Origin of the sequence: Aeromonas sp. QDB56 (genome assembly GCF_027705505.1) — a bacterium.
Lineage (GTDB): Bacteria > Pseudomonadota > Gammaproteobacteria > Enterobacterales > Aeromonadaceae > Aeromonas > Aeromonas caviae.
On record NZ_JAPDBZ010000154.1, the window covers coordinates 1 to 9,346 of the forward strand.

Annotated in this window: 8 protein-coding genes and 1 pseudogene; 2 read left to right on the forward strand and 7 right to left on the reverse strand. The window is 63.1% G+C overall.

Going from position 1 to position 9,346, the window contains the following annotated elements:
* Positions 1 to 215: 215 nt before the first annotated feature.
* Both OKB81_RS17665 and OKB81_RS17670 read left to right on the forward strand, forming a co-directional pair.
* Positions 216 to 695 (forward strand): annotated as a pseudogene (locus tag OKB81_RS17665) (hypothetical protein).
* The gene (locus OKB81_RS17670; RefSeq protein WP_160838690.1) at positions 692 to 2,341 is read left to right on the forward strand and encodes a GGDEF domain-containing protein; all 1,650 of its coding nucleotides are present in this window, start codon (positions 692 to 694) and stop codon (positions 2,339 to 2,341) included. Before OKB81_RS17665 ends, OKB81_RS17670 begins: the two are co-directional and overlap by 4 nt.
* An 89-nt stretch (positions 2,342 to 2,430) precedes the next feature.
* On the opposite strand, the gene OKB81_RS17675 is transcribed toward OKB81_RS17670, so the two are convergent.
* The 7 genes from OKB81_RS17675 to OKB81_RS17705 all read right to left on the reverse strand — a co-directional run bounded on the left by OKB81_RS17675 (position 2,431) and on the right by OKB81_RS17705 (position 9,206).
* A complete protein-coding gene (locus OKB81_RS17675) occupies positions 2,431 to 3,456 on the reverse strand; it encodes a substrate-binding domain-containing protein (protein ID WP_160838692.1) in 1,026 nt (341 codons plus the stop codon).
* Positions 3,456 to 4,388: a ribokinase gene (gene rbsK / locus OKB81_RS17680; RefSeq protein ID WP_124243795.1), complete on the reverse strand. Its 933-nt coding sequence runs from the start codon at positions 4,386 to 4,388 to the stop codon at positions 3,456 to 3,458. Before rbsK ends, OKB81_RS17675 begins: the two co-directional genes overlap by 1 nt.
* Before the next feature lie 98 nt (positions 4,389 to 4,486).
* Positions 4,487 to 5,362: a ribose ABC transporter substrate-binding protein RbsB gene (gene rbsB, locus OKB81_RS17685; protein WP_103260147.1), complete on the reverse strand. Its 876-nt coding sequence runs from the start codon at positions 5,360 to 5,362 to the stop codon at positions 4,487 to 4,489.
* Positions 5,363 to 5,392: 30 nt separating this feature from the next.
* Positions 5,393 to 6,361, reverse strand: coding sequence for a ribose ABC transporter permease (rbsC, locus tag OKB81_RS17690; protein ID WP_041211438.1), 969 nt, complete (start codon positions 6,359 to 6,361; stop codon positions 5,393 to 5,395).
* Positions 6,358 to 7,887: a ribose ABC transporter ATP-binding protein RbsA gene (gene rbsA / locus OKB81_RS17695; RefSeq protein WP_052814800.1), complete on the reverse strand. Its 1,530-nt coding sequence runs from the start codon at positions 7,885 to 7,887 to the stop codon at positions 6,358 to 6,360. Before rbsA ends, rbsC begins: the two co-directional genes overlap by 4 nt.
* A 35-nt stretch (positions 7,888 to 7,922) precedes the next feature.
* Positions 7,923 to 8,342 (reverse strand): D-ribose pyranase, encoded by a 420-nt coding sequence (gene rbsD, locus OKB81_RS17700; RefSeq protein WP_010674787.1) that lies wholly within the window; start codon positions 8,340 to 8,342, stop codon positions 7,923 to 7,925.
* A 246-nt stretch (positions 8,343 to 8,588) separates the two neighbouring features.
* Positions 8,589 to 9,206 (reverse strand): glutathione S-transferase family protein, encoded by a 618-nt coding sequence (locus OKB81_RS17705; protein WP_039040777.1) that lies wholly within the window; start codon positions 9,204 to 9,206, stop codon positions 8,589 to 8,591.
* Between the last annotated feature and the right edge of the window lie 140 nt (positions 9,207 to 9,346).

Genomic DNA, 9,346 nt, shown 5'->3' on the forward strand with positions numbered 1-9,346 from the left:
TGTACGACAACAGGTCAACTGAGCGAAATCGGCGCCTGAGAGACTGCTGTCCTGCTTTGGAATTGTGCAACAAGGCCATCAGCCTCTCACCGTCGAGGGACATAACTGGATGGAGATGCGCGGCCCATAATTATTGATTTTTCACACAGTTGCATTGACCCACTGAAATCGCCACACTGACACCTAACTTCAAGATGCAGCTGGCACAACATGTCATGAACTTTCCAACGCGCGGGATGGCCTCGCTCCTGCTGGTGCTTTTCTCGTTCGGTACCCAGGCTTCCTCCTCTTCGCTATTGCAACTGATCCTGCCGGACAAGCGGGAAATCACCCTGGATGAGGCGGCGTAGGCCGCCTTGCCACAAGTGGAGTTCGAGACGGCGACGCCCTGGACCCTCGGCACCCACCGCTATCGTGGCCCGACCCTGAAGAGCGTGCTGGCGGCGCAGCAGGTGGATAGTGCCAGCGCCATCGATGTCGCCGCACTCAATGGCTACCAGCAGCGGGTCGATCTCTCCCTGTTTGCTAAGGTGCCGCTGACCCTGGTGCGTTACCAGGATGACAAACCGCTCACCCGTCGCAATAAAGGGCCGCTCTGGCTGCTGGTCCCCCTCTCGGCCCATCCCGACATGGATGTGTCCGCCATCCACAACAACATGGTCTGGCAGGTGATCCGCATCGAGGTTGTCCCGTGACGCGACGACAGCGAGATAACCTGCTGCTTGCAGCCATTTCCCTGCTGTTTCTCTTCTCGTCCCTCTCGGGGCTGCTGCTGCAGAGTCGGCACGAGCAGCTCGTTGACATGTTCTACCGCAACACCCACTGGAACATCAGCCAGGTAATGCAGGAGTCCCAGCGATTTCTCTATGATGTGCGCCTCTACCGTGCCGGGGCGCTCGACATGGCGGCCCTGAGCCTGGATTACGACCTGCTGTGGAACCGGCTGGATGTGTTCCTGATCAGTACCGAGACCGCCGATGCGCGGGCGAGGCATGGGTTGGGGGAGGTGCTTGAACGGCTCTTTGACGAACTCAAGGGGCTGGATCCCCAGATGCAGTCCGGGGAGCTGAAGAGGGGGAAAGCCCTCGATCTTGCCCTCGTCCGGCTGACCGGCTTGACCCATCAGGTGGAGCAGATTGGGGATCAGATCCTCTCCGGCCAGGAGCGGGAAGCCTCCCTCAACCAGTTGCGCCAGAGCCTGTTCTGGATCCAGATCTGGCAGTTGATCCTGCTGGTGATGGGCTGTGTGCTGGTCTTTGCCCTCATTCGGACCAATCTGCAGAATCGTCGCCTCTCCCTGCTCGATCCCATGACCCGGCTTGGCAACCGTCGGGCCTTGCAGGGGCAGCTCAGGCAATCCCTGCTGCAAGATCGGGTCCAGGCGCTGGCGGTGCTGGATCTGAAGCGGTTCAAGCAGGTCAATGATCTGCTCGGATACCAGGTTGGTGATCGCCTGCTGCAGGCGGTCGCGGCCCGGTTGCGTCAGGCATGCCCCGGCCGTGCGTACCGGTTGGGGGGCGATGAGTTCGCCGTGGTGCTGGACGACGAAGAGGGAGATCTCGATGCCCGCATGGCCGCCATGGTGAGCCTGTTGCAGTTTGAGTTCGTGACCCGGGAAAGCAGCTTTGATCTGGCGTGTCGCTTCGGAGTGGCCAGGTGCGAGGGTGGCGAGGATGCCGATGAGCTATTGGAGCAGGCCATATTGGCATTGAACGAGGCCAAGCGTGAGGGGAACACCCTGGTGTGGTATCAGAGTGCGATGAAGGCTGACCTCCACATGGCCCAGCGGCAGCTGCACCAACTGCGGGAATGGCTGGCGGGGGCCGCCCCTTCACCCCTGGAGACCCTCTGCGAGCCGATGAGAGACGAGCAGGGCGTGCCGGTGACGGCGGTCAGCCTGCGCTGGCGGGTGAGCCAGCAGCCCTGTGATGTGGGCTGGATGCAGGAGCGTGGTGTCCTTGGGCCCGTGATGGCACGATGGCTGACAGAAGAGCCATGCAATGGCACCTTGCTGGTAAGGCTTCATCAGCCTGCCCAGCTGGCCCCTCTGCTGGCGAGCCTGCCCCCCTTGCCACAGGGGAGGCTGATTCTGGCATTGCCTGCGCTGATACCGGATGCCACCCTGCTTGAGAAGATGCGCGAGTGTGGCTGCATGCTGGCGCTGAGCGAGCTTGGCAGCAGCGCCCCCGAACTGCTGCAGGCGGGCTGGCCAATTCGCTACTGGCTGCCAGCCCCCTCCGGGTGCGAGGCGCTGCTCCAGCCGTTGGCAACGGCGCTGGGGCTGCTGCGCCTGGCTCCCCGGGGAGAGGCGCAGCAAGAGGATGATCTCAAGCTAAGTTGAGTGGTGGCTTATGCAGTCTCGGGGCCGATGCCAAGGAGACAATACACAGAAGGGCGGCTCATTGCCGCCCTTCTGCTGCTTGCTGGCACTTAAACTGGTTTGCTGTCCGGTGAGGAAAAGGGAGCGCAGGAGTGTCTGATCACCAGGTCCGGATCCACGGTGATCATGCGGTTTGCGATGGGCTCGCCGTTGATGCGCGCCAGCAGCCGGGTGACGGCGAGGCGGCCCAGCTCCTCTTTCGGTTGATTGACCGTGGTGAGCGGGGGGGACATGAACTGGGCCAGCGCCACGTTGTCATAGCCGACGATGGAGAGATCGCGGGGGATCACCAGCCCCACCTGATGGGCGGCACTGATGACCCCCATGGCCATCATGTCGTTGCAGACAAACAGCGCGGTGGGACGCTCTGGCAGTGCCAGCAGGCGGGTCATGGCGGCGGCACCGCTGGCGCAGTCAAAGTCTCCCTCCTGGATCCAGCCCGGATTGACGGTGAGCCCGGCCTCCTGCATTGCCTGCTCGAAACCCGCCTGGCGCTGGTTGGCCGGGGCGCGGCTGTGGGGCCCCGTGATGCAACCGATGGCAGTGTGACCCAGCCCCAGCAGGTGGCGGGTTGCCAGGTAGCCGCCGCGATGGGAGTTGTCGGCGATGAGATCCACCTCGCCGTTCTCCATGCCCCAGTCCATCACCACGACTGGCAGGCTCTTGAGCCAGTCGAGCTGGTTGAACACCTCCTGCTGCCCTTCACTGCACATGATGAGCAGGCCGTCGACCCGTTTCCTGAGCATCATCTTGAGGTAGGAGAGCGCGGTCTCGGCCTGTCCTTCGGTGTTGCCCAGCATCAGGTTGTAACCCTGCTCGAAGCAGTAGCGCTCCACCCCGCGCACCACCTCGGCGAAGAAGGGGTTGCTGGAGGTGGTAACCAGCATGCCGATGCTGTTGGTCTCCTTTACCTTGAGGCTGCGGGCCACCAGGCTCGGGGCATAGTTGAGATCGCGCATGGCGGCGAAGACCCGCTCCCGGGTCTCTTCGGCCACGAAGCGGGTCTCGTTGATGACGTGGGAGACGGTGGTGGTCGACACCCCCGCCAGCGCGGCCACCTCCTTGATATTGGCCATCAGTGCCCCTGCGCAGTCTGTTCAAGGAGGAAGGCATCGACCTCCTGCTTGCTCGGGATGGAGCTCTGGGCACCAAACCGGGTGACGGAGAGTGCCGCCGCCCCGTGGGCAAAGCGTACGGCTGCGTCAAAGTCGGCGCCGGCGAGCTCGGCCGCCAGGAAGGCGCCGTTGAAGGTATCCCCGGCCGCCGTGGTATCCACTGCCTTGACCCGGAAACCCGGCATGAGCGCCTGTTGCTGCCCCTTGCTGCAATAGACCCCTTGAGACCCCAGGGTGATCATCACCTCACCGATGCCCATCTGGTGGAAGCGGGTGGCAGCCTCACGGGCGCTCGCTTCGTCCGTCACCTTGACGCCGGTCAGCAGCTCGGCCTCGGTCTGGTTGGGGGTGATGAGGTCCACCAGCGCCAGCAGATCCCTTGAGAGCGGGCGCGCGGGGGCGGGGTTGAGCACCACCCGGGTGCCGTGGGCACGAGCCAGACGGGCCGCTTCCTGCACGCTCTCCAGCGGCACTTCCAGTTGCAGCAGCAGGGTGTGGGCGGCGGCGATCATTGCCTCGTGACCTTGCACTACGGCCGGGGTGAGGGCGCCATTGGCTTCGGCGGAGATGCCGATGCTGTTCTCCCCCTCGTCGCTCACATAGATGATGGCGATGCCGGTGGGGAGCCTGGGGTCGAGTTCGACGGCGCTGACATCGATGCCGTCGTTGGCAAACCCGGTTTTCATCTGGTGGCCGATGGCATCATCACCGATGCGGGCGATGAAGGAGACTGGGGCACCGAGGCGGGCGGCGGCCACCGCCTGGTTGGCGCCCTTGCCGCCGGGCACCACCTGATAGCTGTGGCCGGTCAGAGTTTCACCGGGGCGGGGAAAGTGGGGAACGCGCAGCACATGATCCGCATTCACGCTGCCGAGGACTACGAGACGATTCATTCCTATCACCCTTGGTTGAGTACATCCTGGTCTGGGTGGGCCCAGACCAGGCGGCACTGGCGGAAAAAGAGAGGGGAGGCGAACCTCCCCCCAACAACTTACTTGTTGACGATTTGCAGCGGTACCGGGATGGATTTTTCCACCGGTTGACCCTTGAGCACCTTGTCGGCGGTTTCCACGCCGATGGCGCCGATGAGGGCAGGCTGCTGGGCCACGGTGGCGGCCAGTTTACCCTTGGCCACGGCGGCTTTGCCATCGTCGGTGCCGTCAAAGCCCACGATCATCACCTCTTTGCCAGCGGCCTGCACGGCGCGGATGGCACCCAGCGCCATCTCGTCGTTCTGGGCGAACACTGCCTGCACGGTCGGATGGGCGGCCAGCAGGTTCTCCATGACGTTCAGACCCTTGGTGCGGTCAAAGTCGGCGGGTTGGGAGGCCAGCACCTGCAGTTTGTTGGCGGTGACCGCCAGGGCGAAGCCTTCGCCGCGATCACGGGCGGCGGAGGTACCTGCGATCCCTTCCAGCTGGATCACCTTGGCACCGCTGCCCAGCTTCTCGGCGATGAAGTCGCCAGCCAGCTTGCCACCGGCCACGTTGTCGGAGGCGATGTGGGCCTTGACGTCACCCTGGGCTGCGCCGCGGTCCAGGGTCAGCACCGGGATGTTCGCCTTGTTGGCCAGGCGAATGGCGTTGCCCACGGCTTCGGAGTCGGTCGGGTTGATCAGGATGGCGTTGACCTTGCGCACGGCGAGATCTTCCACGTTGGAGAGCTCCTTGGCCGGGTCGTTCTGGGAGTCCAGCACCACCAGCTCGTAGCCAAGCTCCTTGGCCTTGGCTTCGGCCCCCTCCTTCATGGTGACGAAGAAGGGGTTGTTGAGGGTGGAGACCACCATCGCCAGGGTGTGATCCGCGGCCTGGGCGGTGCCCAGCACGGACATGATGGCGGCAGCGAGCAGGGTATTGAGCTTTTTCATCATTTCATTCCTTGTGTGTGGCGTGGCTTGTTAACGGTTGCTTTTGTTATCGATCATCACGGCAAGCAAAATCACGCTGGCCTTGGCGATCATCTGGTAATAGGAGCTGACGTCGAGCAGGTTGAGGGCATTGTTGAGGAAGCCGATGATGAGGGCACCGATCAGGGTACCCATGATACGGCCCTTGCCCCCCATCAGGCTGGTGCCCCCCAGCACCACGGCGGCGATGGCATCCAGCTCGTACCCCATGCCGGCTGTGGGCTGGGCGGAGGAGAGGCGGGATGTGACGATGAGCCCGGCCAGTGCCGACAGCATGCCGCACAGACCATACACCGCGAGCTTGACCCGATCCACATTGATACCAGAGAGGCGGGTGGCCGATTCGTTGCCGCCGAGGGCATAGATGTGGCGGCCCAGGCGAGTGTGGTTGAGCAGGTACCAGGCCAGCAGGAAGACGATGGCCATCAGCCAGATGGGCACCGGCAGACCCAGCAGGTAGCCGGTCCCGAGCCAGGCGAAGTGATCGGCGCCGTCACTGAAGCCGGTGGAAATGGGGCGCCCCTCGGTGTAGACCATGGTGACGCCGCGCAGGGCGGTCATGGTGACCAGGGTGGCGATGAAGGCCTGTACCTTGCCCTTGGCGATGATGAGGCCGCTGATGCTGCCAAGCAGGGCGCCGGCCCCCAGGGTGAGGGGGATCACCAGGCCGATGGGCAGCTCCATGGCCACCATGGTGGCGGCCAGGGCGCCGCACAGGGCCAGTACCGAGCCGACCGACAGATCGATGCCGGCGGTGAGGATGACCAGCGTCATGCCGACCGCCATGATGGCGTTGACCGATGTCTGGCGCAGGATGTTGAGCAGGTTGTCGGCGGTGAAGAAGTTGGGGCTCAGGAAGGAGACCACGCCGATCAGCACCAGCAGCGCGACCAGGGACTTGTTCTCGATCCACCAGGCCTTGCTCATGACGCCGCGGCGGGAAAGGGTTTGGGTTGTCATTGTGCTGCCTCTTGCTCTGCTTGCCACTGTTTACCGACTGCCGCTGCCATCAGCTTCTCCTGATTGGCATCGCGGGTGTTGAATTCTGCGCTGATGCGCCCTTCGTGCATCACCATAATGCGATCACTCATGCCGAGCACTTCCGGCATTTCGGAGGAGACCAGGATGATGCTCATCCCCTCCTTCTTGAACTGGTTGATGAGCTGATAGATCTCCTTCTTGGCGCCGACATCGACGCCGCGGGTCGGCTCATCCAGGATCAGCACCTTGGGCCGGGTCAGCAGCCCCTTGGCGATGGCCACCTTCTGCTGGTTGCCGCCGGAGAGGAGCTTGATCAGCTGATCCTGACTCGGGGTCTTGATGTTGAACAAACGCACATAGTCCCCTACCGCCTGGCGCTCGGCCTTGCCGTCAATCTTACCGCCACGAATGAACTCGCCGAGGGCGCACAGGCTCATGTTTTCGCGCACCGACAGCTCCAGCACCAGGCCGTCGCCCTTGCGATCCTCGGAGATATAGGCGATACCAGCGGCCAGACCATCGGCCGGGCTTCTGGGTACCAGGGCGTGGCCATCCACCGTCACCTGGCCAGCGCTGATGGGGCTGGCACCGTAGATGAGCTTCATCAGCTCGGTGCGGCCGGAGCCCATCAGGCCGCTAAAGCCCAGAATTTCCCCCTGACGCAGGGAGAAGCTCACCCCGCGCACGCCGGGACCAGCCAGATCGTTCACCTGCAGGCTAACCGGGCCAAGCTCGCGCTCAAGACGTGGGTACTGCTCTTCCAGCCGGCGGCCCACCATCATCTCGATGATCCTGTCTTCATCGAGATCGCTCACCGCCTGCTCGCCGATCCACTTGCCATCCCGCAGCACGGTGACCCGATCGCAGATCTCGAAGATCTCTTTCAGGCGGTGGGAGATGTAGACAATGCCGCAGCCCTGCTCGCGCAGTTCACGAATGACGGTGAAGAGCTGCTCGGTCTCGGTGTCGGTCAGCGCATCGGTGGGCTCGTCCATGATGATGACGCTGGCATCGAACGACAGCGCCTTGGCGATCTCTACCATCTGCTGTTCACCGATGGAGAGATCCCCGAGTCGGGTATCCGGGCCGTGCTTGACGCCAAGTCGCGCCAGCAGACCGCTGGCACGCTCACGCAACTGCTTGTGGTCGATGCTGCCAAAACGGGTGCGCGGTTCGCGGCCGAGGAAGATATTGGCGGCAATCGACAATTCCGGCAGCAGGTTCAGCTCCTGGTGGATGATGCTGATCCCCTGATCCTGAGAGTCGCGGGGGCCCTTGAAGTGCACCGGCTGGCCGCGATAGTTGATGTAGCCCGCATCGGCCTGGTAGATGCCGGTCAGCACCTTCATCAGGGTCGACTTGCCAGCGCCATTTTCGCCGAGCAGGGCCATCACCTGGCCCGGATAGACCCGAAGACCCGCTTCGTCGAGGGCGCGTACCCCGGGGAAGGTCTTGACGATCCCGGTCAGCTCCAGAATGGGTGAGAGGGGGGAGGTTGTGCTCATTTGCAGCTTCCTTGAAGAGGCCTTCTTTGAAGAATTCAGAACGCCACACCGGCGCAGAGGATCAGGTTGGCGTAGGGAGTCACCTCGCCGCTGCGCACGATAGCCTTGCTCTGGCAGGAGCGAGCCTTGAACGCTTCGTGCAGGCAGTACTCGATGGTGATGGGCTTGCCCTGGGCGGCTGCGTGGGCCTCCAGCTGATCCACCAGCGCCTGATGGGCGGCGGGACTGATCTGCTTGATCTCGCTTGCCATGATCACCTTCTCCACCACCAGGTCGGTGAGTAGGGCGGTCAGTACGGTTTCAAGGCTGGGGGTGCCCGCCATCAGCGCCAGATCGATGCGCTCGGGGCCTGCCGGAATGGGCAGGCCAGCGTCGCAGACGGTGATCTCGTCGGTGTGGCCCATCTGCGCGACCAGCGCGCTTAAGGGAGCATTGAGCAGCTTGCCTCGTTTCATACAGCACCTCGGCGGCATGGGACCGCATATGAATATTGAGTTGGGCAATCGGTTACGCAACCGGTTGCGTCATTAGGGCGAAAGATAGGTGTTAACCGTTAACGGGTCTAGGCAGTGATGACGAAAATGTGAAAACGATCTCAGTGACAGGGCAATTTCAGAAGAAACGGGTGCCATAAGAGCACCCCGTCTGAGAGGCGTCGCCGGATGTTGCCCGCACAAAAAGGCGTACCCGGCGCGAGGAGATCAGAGGGCGAGCGCCGCCTGCACTGCGGGGCGGGCCAGCATGCGCTGATAGTGATCCGCCACCTTGGGAAACTCGCTGATGGCAACCCCGTCGCTCTCGAGCCAGCCTGCAATCACGAAGAGGTAGATGTCGGCCAGGCTAAAGCGCTCCCCCAGTACCCAGGGGCCGGCCAGATAGTGGCGCTCAATCTGGTCAAAGCCATCGCGCATGTTCTGGGGCATCTTGGCCTGCATGGCAGCCATGGCCTGTTCATCGTCGGCCCAGCGGCCGGGACGGCGTCCATGGGCATGGGCGACATGGACGGTGGAGACGAGGAAACTGTGTACCTCCTGCATCCTGGCCAGGAGGAAGGGGTCATCCAATGGGGCCAGCCCGGCGTTAGGAAAACGCTGGGCCACGTAGAGCAGCAGAGCCGGTGTTTCGGTCAGCACGCCATGCTCCGTCACCAGTGCCGGGACTCGCCCCTTGGGATTGATGGCGAGGTAGTCGGGGCTGCGCTGTTCACCAGCGGCCAGATCCAGGCGCTTGACAAGGTGAGGGGCACCGGCCTCCACCAGAGCGATGCGTACCGCCATGGCACAGGTACCCGGGGCAAGATAGAGCGTCAGTTCGGACATGACCGTTTTCCTTGTGTGAGAGAGAAGAGCCAGTGGACATCTCATCCGCCAGCGCGCGCCATATTAAATGCGAAAGGGGACTCCCTCCGACGTAGGTGGGAGGGGAATTTCGCCGGGGCGTCAGCCCCGCTGGTTTTGAA